Raw genomic sequence first — 16,262 nt, forward strand, 5'->3', positions numbered from 1 at the left:
TTCGGCACGGCTCTGCCGGCCGGCCCGCCGGGCGGGCAGCGTGGCCGGCATGAGCGAACCACGGGTCGCCCTCGTCACGGGCGCGAACAAAGGCATCGGCTTCGAGATCGCGAGCCTGCTCGGCACCGTGCACGGCATGCGGGTCCTGGTCGGCGCGCGGGACGCCGGGCGCGGGCGGGCGGCGGCCGCGGCGCTGGGCGGCTTCGCCACCGCCGTCACGCTGGACGTCACCGACGGCGACAGCGTCGCGGCGCTGGGCGCGCTGGAGCGGCTCGACGTGCTGGTCAACAATGCCGGCGTCCTGCTGGAGCGCGGCGCGCCGCCCAGCGGTACCCCGGTCGAGCTGCTGCGGCGGACGTTCGAGACCAACGTGCTCGGTGTCGTCGCCGTCACCAACGCGGTCCTGCCGGCGTTGCGCCGCGCCGACGCCGGGCGCATCGTCAACCTCAGCAGCGGGCTGGGATCGCTCGCCCTCACCACCGATGTCTCGCACGTGTACGCGCACAACCCGCTCCTGGCGTACAACGCCTCGAAGACCGCGCTGAACGCGGTCACGGTCTCCTACGCCAACGAGCTGCGCGGCACGGCGGTCAAGGTGAACGCCGCCGACCCCGGGTACTGCGCGACCGACATGAACGGCCACGCCGGCCCGCGCACGCCGGCGCAGGGCGCGACCGCCGCCGTGCGCCTCGCCACGCTGCCCGCCGACGGCCCGACCGGCGGCTTCTTCGACGAGGACGGTCCGGTGCCCTGGTAGCCGGCGGGCCGGTCCGTGCCTGGTGACGGCGGGCGGTCCAGCGCCCTGCCGCGAGGCCGGGCGGCGGGCGCTAGCGGTACCGCGCGAAATGGGACAGGAAAGCCCCGGCCGCGGCCGGTCGTGGACCCTCGCGGCGCCACGCCAGGCCGAGCCGCCCGCTGAGGGCCGGCCGGGTGATCCGCAGCGGGTGCAGCCCGGCGTACCCCCGCGCGATCGACGCCGGCAGGACCGCCACACCGAGCCCGCGGGCCGCCAGCTGCGCCACCACCTGCGGGGTGCCGGCCTCGAACGCGACCACCGGCGCGAACCCGGCCGCCGCGCAGGCCGACTCGAGGATCCCGCGGATGCCGGTGCCGGCCCGCAGGCAGACCAGCGGCCGCCCGCGCAGCTCGGCGACCCGCACGGTCGAGCGCCCGGCCCACTCGTGCCCCGGGGCGACGGCGGCGTCGACGGCCTCGTCGGTCAGCACCCGCACGTCGAGGTCGGGCGGCGGGGTGTCGTACGCGATGATCGCCGCGTCCAGGCGCCCCGCCCGCAGCCCGTCGACGAGCCGGTCGGTGGTGTCCTCGGCGAGGGTGATCTCCAGGCCCGGGTGCGCGGCGTGGAAGTCGGCGAGCACCGTGGCCAGGTCGACGTCGTGCGAGGTCACGGTCCCGATCGCCACCCGGCCGCGGACCAGGCCGGCGAGCTCGGCGGCGGTGCGCCGGGCGCCCTCGACCGCGGCGAGGGCGGCCCGCGCGTAGGGCAGCACCGCCGCGCCGGCCGCGGTCAGCCGCACCTGCCGGCCGGAGCGGTCCAGCAGGTCCTGGCCCAGCTCCCGCTCCAGCTTCCTGACCTGCGCGCTCACCCCCGGCTGGGCGACCCGCAGCCGGGCCGCCGCGCGGGTGAAGCTCGCCTCGTCCGCCACCGCCACGAGGTACGCCAGCTGGTGCAGCTCCATACGTGCTGATTCTAGATACCAGCAGGAAGCGCTCTTGGCGTTATGGACGCCAGGTGGGCAGGGTGGAGGCATGACGACGACAGCGAAGACACCCGAGGACCTGACCCGCCTGTTCGTCGAGCGGGCCAACGCCGGCGACGCCGAGGGGCTCGCCGCGCTGTACGAGCCGGACGCCGTCCTGGCCTACCCGCCGGGCTCGACCACCGTCGGCCGCGCCGCGATCCGGGCCGTCTGCGAGGAGATGCTGCGGCACGTGCCGCGCTTCGAGCTGGAGCCGCTGACCCCGACCGTCGTCAGCGGCGACCTCGCCCTGACCGGCACCCGCTCCGCCGACGGTAAGGGCGGCCGCGTCCAGGTCGTGCGCCGCCAGCCCGACGGCGGCTGGCTGCGCGTCATCGACCGGCCCGAGCAGCCTTAGGCGCGCACGCGGAGCATCTTCGGGTCGTAGAGGGGTTCGGCCCGCACGACGGCGGGGAACCAGCGGTCGAAGACGGAGACCTCGACGGGGGCGCCGACCGCCGTCGCCGCCGGCAGGTAGGCATAGGCGATCGACGCGCCGACCCGGTAGCCGAACCCGCCGGACGTGACCCGGCCGCACGGCACGCCATCGACGCGGACCGGCTCCCCGCCCAGGCAGACGGTGCCCGGATCGTCCAGCACCAGACAGCGCAGCACCCGGTCGGGGGCGTCGGGAAGGGCGGCACGGCCGATGAAGTCCTTCGACCGGTCGACGAACGGGCCGAGGCCGGCGGAGATCGGGTCGGTGTCGGTGGTCAGGTCGGTGCCCCAGACGCGGTACCCCTTCTCCAGCCGCATGGCGTCGATCGCCCGGTAGCCGCCCGGCCGCAGCCCGAGCGGCGCGCCGGCCTCCATCAGCAGGTCCCACAGGGTCAGCGTGTACTCGGCCGGGGCGTACAGCTCCCAGCCCAGCTCGCCGACGAACGTGACCCGCTGGGCGAGGACCGGCACCGGCCCGACCGTCAGGCGGCGGGCCCGCATGAACGGGAAGTCCACGTTGGACAGTGAGGCGTCGGTGAGCGGCTGCAGGATGTCGCGGGCGGCCGGCCCCCACAGGCACAGGCAGCCGTGGGCGGAGGTGACGTCGTCGACCGTCACGCCGGCGCCGGCCGCCGCGGCGTGCCGGCGGATCCAGGCCGCGTCGCGCACGCCGCTGGCGGTGCTCGTGACGAGCCGGAAGTGCGTCTCGCCGAGCCGCGCGACGGTCAGGTCGGCCTCGACGCCGCCGCGGGCGTTGAGCATCGCGGTGTAGGTGAGGGTGCCCACGGGCCGGTCGACGTCGTTGGCGCACAGCCGCCGCAGCAGCCCGGGCGCGTCCGGCCCGCGCACGTCGAGCTTCGCGAACGACGACTGGTCGAACAGCCCGGCGGCGGTGGCGGTCGCGGCGACCTCCGCGGCGATCGCGGGCGACCAGGACCGCCCGGCCCAGCCGCGCGGCGCGGTGACGCGGGCGTCGGCGAGCGCGGCGTTGGCGCCGAACCAGTTCGCCCGCTCCCAGCCCGCCTTCTCGCCGAGCGCGGCGTCGAGGGTCGCCAGGCGCGGCCAGACGGGGGAGCGGCGCAGCGGCCGGCCGGCGGTCCACTCCTGGCCCGGGTACACCACGTCGTAGTAGCGGGAGTAGCCGTCCAGCGCCTTGGTCGCGGCCCAGGTGCGGCTCGCGGCGTGCGCCCCGAAGCGCCGGACGTCCATCGTGGACACGTCCCACTCGGGGGTGCCGTCGACGATCCACTCGGCGATCGCCTTGCCGACGCCGCCGGCCGCGGCGAGCCCGTGGACGCAGAACCCGGCGGCGACCCAGAAGCCGGCGACCGCGGTCTCGCCGAGCAGGAACTCCCCGTCGGGGGTGAACGCCTCCGGTCCGTGCACGACGCGGTCCATGCCCAGGCTGTTGAGGGCCGGGACGCGGTGCCGGGCGTTGCCCCACGACTCGGCGAACCTGCCCAGGTCCGGCTCGAACAGGGTGCGCGGCGCCGACAGCGGGTCGGGGTCGTCCCACAGCGACGGGTCGCGCACGTAGCCGCCGACGAGCAGCCCGCCCTCGGGCTCGGGGGCGCCGCGGAAGTACACGATCCGGTCGGGGTCGCGGACCGTCGGGATGACCACCGTGGACCCCGCGCCCGGGATGGCGTCGGTGATGACGTACTGGTGCTTGATCGGCACGATCGGGACGTCCACGCCGGCGAGCCGGCCGACGTGCCCGGCGGCGGCGCCGGCCGCGTCGACGACGACCTCGGTGGCGATCCGCCCGGCGGTGGTGACCACGCCGGTGACCCGCCCGCCGGCCGTCTCGACGCCGGTCACCCGCACCCCGGTGACGATCCGTACGCCGAGCGCGGTGGCGCCGGCGGCGAGGGCCGCGGCCAGCCGCGCGGGCTCCAGCCAGCCGTCGCCGGGCAGCCAGCCCGCGGCGAGCACGTCGGCGACGTTGAGCAGCGGCAGCCGGTCCCTGGTCTCCGCGGGGCTCAGCAGGTCGAGCTCCAGCCCGTACGTGGTGGCCGAGCTGACCTGCCGGCGCAGCTCCTCGACGCGTTCCGGGGTGGTCGCCAGCCGCAGCCCGCCGACGCCGCGCCAGCCGGGGTCCAGGCCGGTGAGGTCGCGCAGCTCCGCGTACAGGCCGGAGGAGTACATGATCATCCGGGTCTGGCTGACGGTGGAGCGCAGCTGCCCCACGAAGCCGGCCGAGTGCCAGGTCGTGCCCTCGGTCAGCGCGTGCCGCTCCAGCAGGACCACGTCGGTCCAGCCGAGCCGCGCCAGGTGGTACGCCACGCTGCAACCGGCGACGCCGCCGCCGATCACCACAACGCGAGAGGCCTGCGGGAGGTCCGACATTGCATGATTGTGATCCCACGTGCCGGGCTTGTAAAAGGTCTGAAGCAATACCGGTAAACGTGAAGGAACCTCTTGACGACCGGCCGCGGCAGGCGTTAACTGTGCCCCACTATGACGCTGATCACTACGGGCCGCAGGGTGTAAAAGGTCTGTAACCGGCGTCGGACCGCGCGGCGAAGGGGCCGGGTGCCATGACTGCGGTGCCGTCCATCGCGGACCTGCTGGAGCGGGTCCCGTCGTGGATCGGCCGCGCGGTCGAATGGCAGCGGCTGCAGGGCGGGCTGTCCCATCACATCTACCGGGTCGACGTCGACCGCGTCCCCTACGTCCTGCGGGTCCTGGAGCCGGCGGTGTCCGCCGCCGGCCTCGGCATCCCGCCGGAGCAGGAGATCGCCAACACCGTCCTCGCGGCGCACACCGTCGGCGCGAAGGTCTACGAGATCCTGCCGGACGTGCCGGCGGTCGTCATCGAGTTCCTCCCGGGACGGACCCTCGGCGCCGCCGAGGTGCGCCGCCCCGAGATCATCCCGTCCATCGCGACCGCCTGCCGCCGGCTGCACGCCGGCCCGGCGTTCGGCAACGACTTCGACATCTTCGCCAAACGGGCCGAACTGCTCGACGTCTGTGCGCGGCACGACCTGCCGCTGCCCGACGGCTACCTGGACCGCTCGTCCACAGTGGACGCCATCGCGGCCGCGCTCGCCGAGGCACCGCTGCCGAGCGTGCCGTGCCACAACGACCTGCTGGCGGAGAACTTCATCGCCACCGGCGACGGCGTGCGGATCATCGACTACCAACTGTCCGGCAACAACGACCCCGCCTTCGAGCTCGGCGACATCGCCGCGGAGGCCGACTACGACCCGGATCTGGCCGGCCTGCTGGCGGGGGAGTACTTCGCCGACGCCGACGAGGCCCTCCGTGCGAGGGTCCGGCTGTATCAAGTCGCGTCCAACGTCACCTGGACGCTGTGGTTCACCGTCCACCACGGACTGCTGTCGGCCCGGGACCTCGGCGCGTTCGACTACGCGGCGGAGGCGGCCGACAAGTGGGGTCAGGCCCAGGAGGCACTGGACGACCCCGGACTCGGCAGGCTCCTGGCGGCGGCCTCAGGAAGGACCCCCCACCCCTAAGAACACGCAAGGAGGTGCCCATGGCATCACCGACCGTCGACGCCGACGAACAGCGGCTCGCCGAGCTGGGCTACAAGCAGGAGCTGCGCCGCAAGTGGAGCGGCTTCTCCAACTTCGCCATCTCGTTCTCCATCATCTCCATCCTCGCCGGCTGCTTCACCACGTTCGGCCAGGCGTGGATGAACGGCGGCCCGGTCGCCATCTCGTGGGGCTGGCCGCTCATCTCCGCCTTCATCCTGATCATCGGCTTCTGCATGTCGGAGCTGGTGTCGGCGTACCCGACGGCCGGCGGCATCTACTGGTGGGCCGCGAAGATGGGCAAGCCGATCCACGGCTGGTTCACCGGCTGGCTGAACCTCGTCGGCCTGGTCGCCGTCACGGCGTCGGTCGACTACGGCTGCGCGACGTTCATGAGCCTGGTGCTCGACGCGTACACCTCGTGGGACAGCGCCAACCTGTACCTGACGTTCCTGCTCTTCGTGGTGATCCTGGTGCTGCACGCCGCGATCAACATCTGGGGCCACAACATCATCGACGTGCTGCAGAACGTCTCGGTGTGGTGGCACGTGTTCGGCGCCGCCGCGGTCGTGCTGATCCTGGTGTTCGTGCCGGAGAAGCACCAGAGCCTGGAGTTCGTCTTCACCGAGCGCTTCAACAACTCCGGCTACTCCGACGCGCTGTACTGGTTCCTGGTGCTGCCGTTCGGCTTCCTGCTGACCCAGTACACGATCACCGGCTTCGACGCGTGCGCCCACGTGTCGGAGGAGACGAAGGGCGCGTCCACGGCCGCGGCGAAGGGCCTGTGGCAGTCCATCTTCTACTCGGCCATCGGCGGCTGGATCCTGTTGCTGGCGTTCCTGTTCGCGGCGACCGACGTCGACGCGATCACCGAGGCCGGGGGCTTCTCCGGCGCGATCTTCGAGACCGCGCTCAGCTCCGGCTTCTTCAAGGCGGTCATCCTCATCTCCACCATCGGGCAGTTCTTCTGCGGCATGAGCTGCGTGACGAGCATGTCCCGGATGACCTACGCGTTCAGCCGCGACCGGGCCGTGCCCGGCTGGCAGCTGTGGTCCAAGGTGGACCGCAACGGCACCCCGGTCAACGCGATCCTCGGCGCCTCGGCGGCCGGGCTCGTGCTGACCCTGCCCGCGCTGTACAAGAGCCCGCTCGGCGTGCCCACCGCCTTCTACGCGGTGGTCTCGGTCGCGGTCATCGGCCTGTACCTGGCCTTCCTGATCCCGATCTACCTGCGGCTGAAGATGGGCGACCGGTTCGTGCCCGGGCCGTGGACGCTCGGCGCCAAGTACAAGGTGCTGGGCTGGATCGCGGTCATCGAGATCGCGGTCATCTCGGTCTACTTCGTGCTGCCGCTGTCGCCGGCCGCGATCCCCGGCAACAAGGACTTCTCCTGGCTCAACGTCAACTACGCACCGCTGGCGATCCTGCTGGTCATCGGCGGGGCCGCGCTGTGGTGGGTCCTGTCGGCGAAGCACTGGTTCAAGGGTCCGATCCGCACGATCGACGAAGCGATCGCGGAGGACACTGCCGCACCCGTCGAGTAGGGAATGATGTGGTCGCAGGCGGCGCGCGAACGCCGCCTGCGACCACGACCGAGGAGGGCGGATGCCGGTGGCCACTGAGCCCCTGTCGGGTGTGCCGATGTGGCGACCGGTGCGGGGTGGCAACGCGTTCGAGATCACCGTGGCCCGGCTGGCCCAGGCGATCCGGTTGGGTCTGGTGCCGGTCGGCGAGCGTCTTCCCCCGGAGCGCGAGCTGGCCGAGCGCCTCCAGGTGAGCCGGGTGACCCTGCGGGAGGCCATCGCGGCGCTGCGCGAGGCCGGCTTCCTCGAGTCGCGGCGCGGGCGCTCCGGCGGCACGTTCGTGGTGCGCTCCACCGGCGACGCGCACGCCGACGCCGCCGAGCAGGACGCCGCCGCACTGGCCCGCGAGATGGGCGACACGCTGCACGACGCCCTCGACTTCCGCCGGGTGCTGGAGCCCGGCGCCGCCGCGCTGGCCGCGACCCGCGCCCTGTCCGCCGCCGACCGCGCGCACCTCGTCGCCTGCCTGGCCGCGGCCCGGACCAGGGACCCGCGGACCCGGCGGGTCAACGACTCCCGGCTGCACCTGGCGATCGCCGCGGCGAGCGGCTCGACGTCCGTGGCCGCCTCGATCGCCGACGTACAGCTGCGCCTGGACCGGCTGCTCGCCGCGATCCCGGTGCTGCGCCGCAACCTGGACCACTCCGACGCCCAGCACGAGCGGGTCGTCGAGGCCATCCTCGCCGGCGACCCCGTGGTGGCGCGCACCGAGATGGAAGAGCACTGCGACGCGACCGCCGCACTGTTGCGCGGCCTGCTCGGATGAGTTTATGGTTTGTTTCTAGACCTTTAGGGGTGGATCGATGCTGACGCTCGAGCAGTTGCGCGTCGCCGTGGCCGAACGCGAGATCGACACCGTCGTCGTGGCGATCACCGACATGCAGGGCCGGTTGCAGGGCAAGCGGTTCCACGCCCCGCACTTCCTCGCCGAGGTCGTCGCGCACGGCACCGAGGGGTGCAACTACCTGCTCGCCGTCGACGTCGACATGAACACCGTCGACGGCTACGCGATGTCGTCCTGGTCCAGCGGCTACGGCGACTTCGCGATGATCCCCGACTTCAGCACCCTGCGGCGCATCCCGTGGCAGCCCGGCACCGCACTCGTCCTGGCCGACCTGCGCTGGCTCGACGGCCAGTCGCCCGTCGCCGCGTCGCCCCGGCAGATCCTGCAGGCGCAGCTGGCCGCGCTCGCCGAGCGGGGCCTGACCGCATACACGGGCACCGAGCTGGAGTTCGTCGCGTACCGCGACACCTACGAGGAGGCCTACGCCAAGGGGTACCGCGGCCTCACCCCCGCCAACGTCTTCAACGCCGACTACTCACTCCTGCAGACCGCCCGGATCGAGCCGCTGCTGCGCCGCATCCGCAACGACATGGCCGGCGCCGGCCTGGTCCCGGAGAGCGCGAAGGGCGAGTGCAACCTCGGCCAGCACGAGATCGCCTTCCGCTACGACGAGGCGCTGCGCAACGCCGACGGGCACGTGCTGTACAAGAACGGCGCCAAGGAGATCGCGGCGCTGGAAGGCATGTCCATCACCTTCATGGCCAAGCCGAACGCGCGCGAGGGCAACTCCTGCCACATCCACTTCTCGCTGCGGCGGGACGGGCAGCGGGTCGACGAGCCAACCTTCCACCACGCCATGGCCGGCCTGCTGGCCACCATGCGCGAGTTCACCCTCATGTACGCGCCGAACATCAACTCCTACAAGCGCTACCAGGCCGGCTCGTTCGCGCCGACCGCCGTGCGCTGGGGCAACGACAACCGCACCTGCGCCCTGCGGGTCGTCGGCCACGGCCCGTCGCTGCGGGTCGAGAACCGGGTCCCCGGCGCCGACGTCAACCCCTACCTGGCGATCGCCGCGATGACCGCCGGGGCCCTGCACGGCATCCGCAACGAGCTGCCCCTCGAGGACATCTACACCGGCAACGCCTACCAGGACGACAGCGCGCCGCGGGTGCCCTCCACCCTGCGCGAGGCGCTCACCCTCTGGGAGGGAAGCGACCTGGCCCGCGCCGCGTTCGGCGAGGACGTCGTCGCCCATTACGCCAACAACGCCCGGGTCGAGCTGGCAGCGTTTGACGCGGCGGTCACCGACTGGGAGCTCCAGCGCGGCTTCGAAAGGCTGTAACCACATGCATGACGTCATCTCGCCGGTGACCGAACAGGTCGTCGCCACGGTGCCATCGTCGAGCGTCGAGGAGACCGACGCGGCCATCGCGCGGGCGCACGAGGCGTTCCGGACCTGGCGGGCGGTGGCCCCCGGCGACCGGGCCCGGCTGCTGCGCCGCTTCGCCGCGCTGGTCGACGAGCACAACGAGGAGCTCGCCCAGCTGGAGGTCCGCAACAGCGGGCACACCATCGGCAACGCCCGGTGGGAGGCCGGCAACGTCCGCGACGTGCTCAACTACTACGCCGGGGCGCCCGAGCGGCTCAGCGGCCGGCAGATCCCCGTCGCCGGCGGCATGGACGTCACGTTCTACGAGCCCCTGGGCGTCGTCGGCGTCATCGTGCCGTGGAACTTCCCGATGCCGATCGCCGGCTGGGGCTTCGCACCCGCGCTCGCCGCCGGCAACACCGTTGTCCTCAAGCCCGCCGAGCTGACCCCGCTGACCGCCATTCGCCTGGGCGAGCTGGCGCTGGACGCCGGGCTGCCCGAGGGCGTGTTCACCGTGCTGCCCGGCAAGGGCTCCGTCGTCGGCGAGCGGTTCGTCACCCACCCGCTGGTGCGCAAGGTCTGCTTCACCGGCTCCACCGAGGTCGGCAAGCGCATCATGGCCGGCTGCGCCGAGCAGGTGAAGCGGGTGACCCTCGAGCTGGGCGGCAAGAGCGCCAACATCGTCTTCGCCGACGCCGACCTGGCCAGGGCCGCCGCGGGCGCGCCCGGCGCGGTGTTCGACAACGCCGGCCAGGACTGCTGCGCCCGGTCCCGCCTGCTGGTCCAGTCCAGCGTGTACGACAGGTTCATGGGCCTGCTGGAGGAGGCGGTCAAGGCGTTCCGCTGCGAGGACCCGGCCCTGGAGAGCGCGCAGATGGGCCCGCTGATCTCCGCCGGCCAGCTCTCCTCGGTGCGCTCCTACGTGGACCAGCCCTTGTTCGCCGGCAGCGCGCCCGACGGCCCCGGCTACTGGATGGCGCCGACCGTGATCGAGGCGTCGTCGGTCCAGGACCGGCACTGGCGCGAGGAGATCTTCGGCCCGGTGCTGTCGGTGCTGCGCTTCGACGACGAGGCCGACGCGATCCGCCTCGCCAACGACACCGAGTACGGGCTGTCCGGCTCCATCTGGACCGGCGACCTCGGCCGCGGCATCCGCGTCGCCCGGGGTGTCGAGGCCGGCAACCTCAGCGTCAACTCGAACTCCTCGGTGCGGTACTGGACGCCCTTCGGCGGCGTGAAGCAGTCCGGCCTCGGCCGCGAGCTCGGCCCGGACGCGCTCGCCGCGTTCAGCGAAGTCAAGAACGTCTTCTTCAGCACGGAGGTCTAAGTGCAGGCTCGTCTCCAGGACCGGGTCGCGGTCATCACCGGCGCCGGCAGCGGCATCGGGCTCGCCACGGCGCGCAGGTTCGCGTCCGAGGGCGCGAAGGTCGTCGCGGTCGACCTGAACCCCGACGCGGGCAAGGCCGCCGCCGAGGAGGTGGGCGGCGAGTTCGTGGCCGCCGACGTCGCCGACGAACAGGCCGTCAAGGCTCTCTTCGACGGGGTCGCCGAACGGTACGGCCGGGTCGACATCGCGTTCAACAACGCCGGCATCTCCCCGCCCGACGACGACTCGATCCTCGACACCGGCCTCGAGGCCTGGGAGCGGGTGCTGAAGGTCAACACGACCAGCGTGTACTTCTGCTGCAAGTACGCCATCCCGCACATGCGCGCCCAGGGCAAGGGCTCGATCATCAACACCGCGAGCTTCGTGGCGCTGCTGGGCGCGGCGACCTCGCAGATCGCCTACACCGCCAGCAAGGGCGCGGTGCTGTCCATGACCCGCGAGCTGGGCGTCCAGTTCGCCCGCGAAGGCATCCGGGTCAACGCGCTGTGCCCCGGGCCGATCGCCACCCCGCTGCTCATGGAGCTGTTCGCCAAGGACCCCGAGCGGGCCGCGCGGCGCCTCGTGCACGTGCCGATGGGCCGGTTCGGCGAGCCCGAGGAGATCGCCGGCGCGGTCGCGTTCCTCGCCAGCGACGACGCCTCGTTCATCACCGCCTCCACGTTCGTCGTGGACGGCGGCATCACCGGCGCGTACGTCACCCCGCTGTGACCCCCGTCGTCGGTATCACCGCGTACGTCGAGCCGGCCCGCTGGGGCGTCTGGGACACCCGGGCCGTGCTCGTCCCGGAGGGGTACGTGCGGATGGTGCGGGAGGCGGGCGCCCGGCCGGTCGTGCTGCCGCCGTCCCCGGACGACGCCACCGACCTGGTCCGCCGCCTCGACGGCCTGGTCCTGGCCGGGGGCGCCGACATCGAGCCGGCGCACTACGGCGCGCCGGCCCACCCGCGGACCATGACCCGGCCGGACCGCGACAGCGGCGAGCTCGCCGTGCTCGCCGCCGCGCTCGACGCCGACCTGCCGGTGCTGGGCGTCTGCCGCGGCATGGAGCTGCTCGCCGTGGCCTGCGGCGGCACGCTCACCCAGCACCTGCCCGACGTGCTGGGCAACGAGCGGCACCAGCCGGCCCCCGGGGTCTACGGCGCCCACCCGGCCCGCTTCGCGCCCGGCTCCCGGGCCGCCGAGATCTTCGGCCCGGTGGCGGAGATCAACTCGTACCATCACCAGGCGGTCGACGACCCGGGCACGCTGACCGTGACCGGCTGGGCCGACGACGACGTCATCGAGGCCGTCGAGCTTCCGGCGCGCCGCTTCGTGCTCGGGGTGCAGTGGCACCCGGAGGAGGCCGCGGACGTCCGGCCGTTCGCCGCGCTCGTGCGGGCCGTTTCTGGGTAGGTTGGGCGCATGCGCGTCGGTTTCGGTTTGCCGGTGTCGGGGTCGTGGGCCGCACCGGACATCCTCGCGGAGGTCGCCGTCGAGGCGGAGCGGCTCGGCTACGACTCGGTGTGGACCTTCCAGCGCCTGCTGTCCGCCGACGCCCCGGTGTACCGCAGCGTCCTGGACCCGATCGTCGCGCTGGCCTTCGCCGCCGCGCGCACCAGCCGCATCCGGCTCGGCGTCGCCGTGATCAACCTGCCGTTCGTGTCGCCGGTGGTGCTCGCCAAGCAGGTGTCGAGCCTCGACGTGCTCAGCGGCGGCCGGGTCGACCTCGGCCTGGGCGGCGGCTGGTCACCGGACGAGTTCACCGCGACCGGCGCCTCCAGCGCCCACCGGGCCCGGCGGACCCGCGAGTACGTGGCGGTGCTGCGGGCGTTGTGGTCGGGCGAGGCGACCCACGACGGCGAGTTCTACACCGTGCCGCCGAGCCGCATGGAGCCCCGGCCGGTGCAGCGCCCCGGGGTGCCCATCCTGCTCGGCGGCGCCGTCCCGGCCGCGATCCGGCGCGCCGGCGAGATCGGCGACGGCTGGGTCAGCCGGTCCGCCACCGACCTGGCCGCCATCGCCGCCGACGTCGCGCTGGTGCGGCAGGGTGCGGAGTCCTCCGGCCGCCCGTCACCCCGGATCGTCTGCCGGGGTGTGGTGCGGCTCACCGGCGAGGAGCTGCCCGCCGCCGGCCGCCCGCCGCTGGCCGGCAGCTACGAGCAGATCCGCGAGGGCACCGCCTGGCTGGCCACGCAGGGCGTCACCGAGGTCTTCTACGACCTCAACTGGGATCCCGTCGCCGGCCTGGAGCCGGTCGCCGCCCGGGAACGGGCGCTGGAGATCCTGCACAACCTGGCACCGGTGGGTCTAGGTTGATGGCATGTCGCGACCGGTGATCGGCCTGACCACCTACGCCGAGGAGACCCGCTTCGGGCTCAACGACACCTTCTCGGCCGTGCTCCCGCTGTCCTACGTGCACGCGGTGCACGCCTCCGGCGGCCGGGCGGTCCTGGTGACCCCCGACGACCCCGACATCGACGTCCTCGACGGGCTCGACGGGATCATGTTCACCGGCGGCTCCGACGTGAACCCCGACCTGTACGGCGAGCCGCCCCACGCCACGACCAAGGTCAAGCCCGAGCGCGACGCCGCCGAGCTGCTGCTCATGCGCGCCGCACTGGCCCAGGACCTGCCGCTGCTGGGCATCTGCCGGGGCATGCAGCTCATGTGCGTCGCCTACGGCGGCCGCCTCCACCAGCACCTGCCCGACGTCCTGGGGCATCACGACCACCGCCCCGTCAGCGGCCCGAAGTTCGGCGAGCACCCGGTCGTGCTGACCGCCGGCACCCTCGCCGCCAAGATCCTCGGCGCGGCGGTCACCGTCAACTCGTTCCACCACCAGGGGTGCGCCGACCCGGGCTCGCTCGTGCCGACCGGCTGGTGCCCCGACGACAACCTCATCGAGGTCGTCGAGGACCCGTCGAAGTCCTTCGCCCTGGGCGTGCAGTGGCACCCCGAGGACACCACCGACTTCCGGGTGTTCGCCGCCTTCATCGAGGCCGCCCGCGCCCGCCGCGCCTCTGTGGCCATAAGGCCATAAGCAAGCTATGCTCTCCTTGTGACGGTGATGGACATGCTCATCCAGATTCCTGAGGATGCCTCGGATGGCGTCTTCACAGTGCAGGACCTCTTGCAGCTGCCCGAAACCGACCGCTACCAGTTGGAACTGCACGAGGGAGTCATTCGAGTCGTGCCGCCGCCGAAGCCGGAGGCCAACGACGTTCAGCTCGATCTTGCGTTCTACTTTCGTGCACGAGGGCGCAAGGTTTACACCGAAATGGGCGTCAAGTTCAACGACCACAGCTATCGGATACCGGATGTGACGGTGCTGCGGCCCGGCTGTACGGCGACGACGGAAGCGGTGCAGTCGCCGGACATCGTCGACCTGCTCGTCGAGGTCGTATCGCCGACCTCGGTCGACGAGGACAGGCTCGTCAAGGCGAAGGTCTACGCCAGCGCGGGGATTCCGCAGTATTGGCGGGTCGAACCCACCGTTACGGGCTATGTGGTCGTCCAGGGCCTCTTGCAAGACGGACGCTACGTGCCGGTCGGTGAGGTGGCGCTGGTCGAGCTACTCGCCGGTGGCGGCGGCCTCGGTTGAGGTGCGGTGGTCGATGCGCAGGTCGGGGGACGACTCGCGGTAGTGCTCGCGGTCGTCGGAGTCCTGCAGGAGCGCCTCCGCCTGGGCCTTCGGATCGTCGCTGCCGGCGGTCAGCTCCTCGGGCAGGAGCTCCTCGGCGCGGCTGCTGACGCGGTCGTCGTCGATCATGCCCAGGGGGTTACCCAGACCATGCCGGGTTGATGCGCGTTAGGCTTTTCGGCATGACGGTCCGCGCTCCGCTCGCCCCCGGCACGCAAACCCCCTGGCGCCAGGTGCCCGCCTCGATCCCACGCCCCGAGTACGTGGGCAAACGCGGGCCGAGCAAGCACCGCGGGTCCGACGTGCAGACGCCGGAGATCATCGAGCGGATGCGGGTCGCGAGCCGGCTCGCCGCGCAGGCGACCGCGCTGGCCGGGGAGCACGCCAAGCCGGGCGTGACCACGGACGAGATCGACCGGGTCGTGCACGAGTTCCTGTGCGACCACGGCGCCTACCCCTCGACGCTGGGCTACAAGGGGTTCCCGAAGTCGTGCTGCACCTCGCTCAACGAGGTGATCTGCCACGGCATCCCGGACTCGACCGTGATCGAGGACGGCGACATCCTCAACGTCGACGTGACCGCGTTCATCGGCGGGGTGCACGGCGACACCAACCAGACCTTCTGCGTCGGCGACGTGGCCGAGGAGGACCGGCTGCTGGTCGAGCGCACCCGCGAGGCGATGATGCGCGGCATCCGCGCCGTCGCGCCGGGGCGGCCGCTGAACGCGATCGGGCGGGTCATCGAGGCGTACGCGAAACGCTTCGGCTACGGCGTGGTGCGCGACTTCACCGGCCACGGCATCAACGAGGTGTTCCACACCGGGCTCTACGTGCCGCACTACGACAACCCGCGGCTCACCACGATCATGGAGCCCGGGATGACGTTCACGATCGAGCCGATGATCACGCACGGCACGCACGAGTACGACATCTGGAAGGACGGCTGGACGGTCGTCACCAAGGACCGCAAGTGGACGGCGCAGTTCGAGCACACCATCGTGGTGACCGAGGACGGCTACGAGATCCTGACCCTGCCGTGACCGGCGCCGTGGAGCGCACCGAGCCCGATGGCGCCACGACCCACCCCGCCGCCGAGGACGCCCATCATCACGCCGACGTGTCCGGCGGCTGGCTGCGGGCCGCCGTGTTCGGCGCCATGGACGGGCTCGTCACCAACATCGCGCTGATCGCCGGGGTCGGCGGCGGCGGGATCTCGCCGCGCACGATCGTGCTCACCGGCACCGCCGGGCTGGTCGCCGGGGCGATCTCGATGGGGCTGGGCGAGTTCACGAGCGTCCGCGCGCAGAACGAGCAGATCGCCGCGGAGGTCGCGAAGGAGCGCCGGGAGCTGACCCGCTTCCCGCAGGAGGAGGCGGCGGAGCTGGCCCGGATCTGGCAGGCCCGCGGGCTGCCGGAGGACCTCGCGATGCAGGTCGCCTCGACGCTGGGGCGGGACATCGACGAGGCGGTCCGGGTCCACGCCCAGGAGGAGCTCGGCGTCGACCCGGACGACGCGCCCAGCCCGTGGGTCGCGGCCGGTTCGTCGTTCGTGTGCTTCTCGATCGGTGCGCTGGTGCCGTTGCTGCCGTATCTGCTCGGCGCCACCACCCTGTGGCCGGCGCTGGCCGCGGGCGGTGCGGGGCTGTTCGTCGCGGGGGCGCTGATCGCCCGCTACACCCGGCGGCCCTGGTGGGCGTCCGGCCTGCGGCAGCTGCTGCTCGGTGCGGCGGCGGCCGGGGCGACGTATCTGGTCGGTCGGCTGATCGGGGTGTGAGTGACCTGGCCCGTCCGGGAAGGTGGTGGTCTTCCCGGACGGCAGGGCTCAC

General features: G+C 72.5%; 17 protein-coding genes. 14 read left to right on the plus strand and 3 right to left on the minus strand.

Going from position 1 to position 16,262, the window contains the following annotated elements:
- Window positions 1-49 precede the first annotated feature (49 nt).
- The gene (locus tag OP18_RS06685) at window positions 50-757 is read left to right on the plus strand and encodes an SDR family NAD(P)-dependent oxidoreductase (RefSeq protein ID WP_033358047.1); all 708 of its coding nucleotides are present in this window, start codon (window positions 50-52) and stop codon (window positions 755-757) included.
- Between the two features lie 70 nt (window positions 758-827).
- On the opposite strand, the gene OP18_RS06690 is transcribed toward OP18_RS06685, so the two are convergent.
- Window positions 828-1,697: a LysR family transcriptional regulator gene (locus OP18_RS06690; RefSeq protein ID WP_033357854.1), complete on the minus strand. Its 870-nt coding sequence runs from the start codon at window positions 1,695-1,697 to the stop codon at window positions 828-830.
- Window positions 1,698-1,767: 70 nt separating this feature from the next.
- Here OP18_RS06690 and OP18_RS06695 point away from each other — a divergent pair, with 70 nt between their 5' ends.
- Window positions 1,768-2,115 carry a YybH family protein gene (locus OP18_RS06695; protein ID WP_033357855.1) on the plus strand — a complete coding sequence of 116 codons (348 nt, stop codon included), beginning with the start codon at window positions 1,768-1,770 and terminating at the stop codon, window positions 2,113-2,115.
- Here the strand turns inward: OP18_RS06695 and OP18_RS06700 are convergent.
- Window positions 2,112-4,544, minus strand: coding sequence for a GcvT family protein (locus tag OP18_RS06700; RefSeq protein WP_033357856.1), 2,433 nt, complete (start codon window positions 4,542-4,544; stop codon window positions 2,112-2,114). The genes OP18_RS06695 and OP18_RS06700 overlap by 4 nt on opposite strands.
- 200 nt (window positions 4,545-4,744) lie before the next feature.
- Here OP18_RS06700 and OP18_RS06705 point away from each other — a divergent pair, with 200 nt between their 5' ends.
- From OP18_RS06705 to OP18_RS52095, 10 genes are all read left to right on the plus strand, one after another.
- Complete coding sequence (locus OP18_RS06705) at window positions 4,745-5,674, plus strand: choline/ethanolamine kinase family protein (RefSeq protein ID WP_052386314.1); 930 nt, start codon at window positions 4,745-4,747, stop codon at window positions 5,672-5,674.
- A gap of 20 nt (window positions 5,675-5,694) precedes the next feature.
- Complete coding sequence (locus OP18_RS06710; RefSeq protein ID WP_033357857.1) at window positions 5,695-7,236, plus strand: amino acid permease; 1,542 nt, start codon at window positions 5,695-5,697, stop codon at window positions 7,234-7,236.
- Window positions 7,237-7,297: 61 nt separating this feature from the next.
- The gene (locus OP18_RS06715; protein WP_033357858.1) at window positions 7,298-8,041 is read left to right on the plus strand and encodes a FadR/GntR family transcriptional regulator; all 744 of its coding nucleotides are present in this window, start codon (window positions 7,298-7,300) and stop codon (window positions 8,039-8,041) included.
- 37 nt (window positions 8,042-8,078) lie between these two features.
- Window positions 8,079-9,404: a glutamine synthetase family protein gene (locus OP18_RS06720; RefSeq protein WP_211273455.1), complete on the plus strand. Its 1,326-nt coding sequence runs from the start codon at window positions 8,079-8,081 to the stop codon at window positions 9,402-9,404.
- Window positions 9,405-9,408: 4 nt separating this feature from the next.
- Window positions 9,409-10,758 carry an aldehyde dehydrogenase family protein gene (locus OP18_RS06725; RefSeq protein ID WP_033357859.1) on the plus strand — a complete coding sequence of 450 codons (1,350 nt, stop codon included), beginning with the start codon at window positions 9,409-9,411 and terminating at the stop codon, window positions 10,756-10,758.
- Window positions 10,759-11,526 (plus strand): 3-oxoacyl-ACP reductase, encoded by a 768-nt coding sequence (locus OP18_RS06730; RefSeq protein WP_033357860.1) that lies wholly within the window; start codon window positions 10,759-10,761, stop codon window positions 11,524-11,526.
- Window positions 11,523-12,209, plus strand: a complete 687-nt coding sequence (locus tag OP18_RS06735; RefSeq protein WP_033357861.1) for a gamma-glutamyl-gamma-aminobutyrate hydrolase family protein — start codon at window positions 11,523-11,525, stop codon at window positions 12,207-12,209. The genes OP18_RS06730 and OP18_RS06735 overlap by 4 nt, the downstream gene beginning before the upstream one ends.
- Before the next feature lie 9 nt (window positions 12,210-12,218).
- On the plus strand, window positions 12,219-13,112 hold the full coding sequence (locus OP18_RS06740) for an LLM class flavin-dependent oxidoreductase (protein WP_033357862.1): 894 nt from the start codon (window positions 12,219-12,221) through the stop codon (window positions 13,110-13,112).
- A gap of 4 nt (window positions 13,113-13,116) precedes the next feature.
- Complete coding sequence (locus OP18_RS06745) at window positions 13,117-13,836, plus strand: gamma-glutamyl-gamma-aminobutyrate hydrolase family protein (protein ID WP_033357863.1); 720 nt, start codon at window positions 13,117-13,119, stop codon at window positions 13,834-13,836.
- Between the two features lie 27 nt (window positions 13,837-13,863).
- On the plus strand, window positions 13,864-14,397 hold the full coding sequence (locus OP18_RS52095) for a Uma2 family endonuclease (protein ID WP_052386315.1): 534 nt from the start codon (window positions 13,864-13,866) through the stop codon (window positions 14,395-14,397).
- On the opposite strand, the gene OP18_RS06755 is transcribed toward OP18_RS52095, so the two are convergent.
- Window positions 14,368-14,565: a hypothetical protein gene (locus OP18_RS06755; RefSeq protein WP_033357864.1), complete on the minus strand. Its 198-nt coding sequence runs from the start codon at window positions 14,563-14,565 to the stop codon at window positions 14,368-14,370. The genes OP18_RS52095 and OP18_RS06755 overlap by 30 nt on opposite strands.
- Window positions 14,566-14,618: 53 nt before the next feature.
- Between OP18_RS06755 and map the strand changes: the two genes are divergently transcribed.
- Together map and OP18_RS06765 are read left to right on the plus strand one after the other, a co-directional pair.
- Complete coding sequence (gene map / locus OP18_RS06760) at window positions 14,619-15,476, plus strand: type I methionyl aminopeptidase (protein WP_033357865.1); 858 nt, start codon at window positions 14,619-14,621, stop codon at window positions 15,474-15,476.
- Window positions 15,477-15,484: 8 nt separating this feature from the next.
- Window positions 15,485-16,210 carry a VIT1/CCC1 transporter family protein gene (locus OP18_RS06765; RefSeq protein ID WP_052386347.1) on the plus strand — a complete coding sequence of 242 codons (726 nt, stop codon included), beginning with the start codon at window positions 15,485-15,487 and terminating at the stop codon, window positions 16,208-16,210.
- Window positions 16,211-16,262: the final 52 nt, after the last annotated feature.

It is taken from the genome of Dactylosporangium aurantiacum (genome assembly GCF_000716715.1).
Taxonomy (GTDB): domain Bacteria; phylum Actinomycetota; class Actinomycetes; order Mycobacteriales; family Micromonosporaceae; genus Dactylosporangium; species Dactylosporangium aurantiacum.

Excerpts from the sequence above, each read along its gene's own strand:
- OP18_RS06685 (WP_033358047.1), top strand. The coding sequence starts at position 50 with ATGAGCGAACCACGGGTCGCCCTCGTCACGGGCGCGAACAAAGGCATC.
- OP18_RS06690 (WP_033357854.1), bottom strand. The coding sequence starts at position 1,697 with ATGGAGCTGCACCAGCTGGCGTACCTCGTGGCGGTGGCGGACGAGGCG.
- OP18_RS06695 (WP_033357855.1), top strand. The coding sequence starts at position 1,768 with ATGACGACGACAGCGAAGACACCCGAGGACCTGACCCGCCTGTTCGTC.
- OP18_RS06700 (WP_033357856.1), bottom strand. The coding sequence starts at position 4,544 with ATGTCGGACCTCCCGCAGGCCTCTCGCGTTGTGGTGATCGGCGGCGGC.
- OP18_RS06710 (WP_033357857.1), top strand. The coding sequence starts at position 5,695 with ATGGCATCACCGACCGTCGACGCCGACGAACAGCGGCTCGCCGAGCTG.
- OP18_RS06715 (WP_033357858.1), top strand. The coding sequence starts at position 7,298 with ATGCCGGTGGCCACTGAGCCCCTGTCGGGTGTGCCGATGTGGCGACCG.
- OP18_RS06720 (WP_211273455.1), top strand. The coding sequence starts at position 8,079 with ATGCTGACGCTCGAGCAGTTGCGCGTCGCCGTGGCCGAACGCGAGATC.
- OP18_RS06725 (WP_033357859.1), top strand. The coding sequence starts at position 9,409 with ATGCATGACGTCATCTCGCCGGTGACCGAACAGGTCGTCGCCACGGTG.
- OP18_RS06740 (WP_033357862.1), top strand. The coding sequence starts at position 12,219 with ATGCGCGTCGGTTTCGGTTTGCCGGTGTCGGGGTCGTGGGCCGCACCG.
- OP18_RS06745 (WP_033357863.1), top strand. The coding sequence starts at position 13,117 with ATGTCGCGACCGGTGATCGGCCTGACCACCTACGCCGAGGAGACCCGC.
- OP18_RS52095 (WP_052386315.1), top strand. The coding sequence starts at position 13,864 with ATGGACATGCTCATCCAGATTCCTGAGGATGCCTCGGATGGCGTCTTC.
- OP18_RS06755 (WP_033357864.1), bottom strand. The coding sequence starts at position 14,565 with ATGATCGACGACGACCGCGTCAGCAGCCGCGCCGAGGAGCTCCTGCCC.
- map (WP_033357865.1), top strand. The coding sequence starts at position 14,619 with ATGACGGTCCGCGCTCCGCTCGCCCCCGGCACGCAAACCCCCTGGCGC.